The organism is Bradyrhizobium cosmicum (assembly GCF_032290525.1).
Lineage (GTDB): Bacteria > Pseudomonadota > Alphaproteobacteria > Rhizobiales > Xanthobacteraceae > Bradyrhizobium > Bradyrhizobium cosmicum_A.
In genome coordinates this window covers 1-233 of the sequence record NZ_JASXTA010000625.1, presented here as the reverse complement: position 1 = coordinate 233, position 233 = coordinate 1, and the positions used below count along the sequence as shown (strand labels likewise).

The 233-nt window shown below is 57.9% G+C and carries 1 protein-coding gene; it reads left to right on the top strand.

Features of this window, described 5'->3' with window-relative positions:
- The coding region (locus QSV46_RS41155) for a phospholipase D-like domain-containing protein (protein ID WP_314964549.1) at positions 1 to 233 on the top strand (233 nt) is incomplete at both ends.

Genomic DNA, 233 nt, shown 5'->3' with positions numbered 1-233 from the left:
GCCCAATGTCGAGATCAAGATCGTCACCCTGCCCGAAGCCAAGCAAGGCTTCATCCCTTATGCGCGGGTGATCCACAGCAAAACCATGGAGATCGACGGCCAAGTGGCGTGGGTCGGCACCAGCAATTGGTTGGGCGGCTACCTGGATAATTCGCGCAATCTGGAAGTGGTGATGCGCAGTGAGGCGATGGCCAAGCGCGTAGGCCAATTGCATGAACAACTGTGGGATGGGC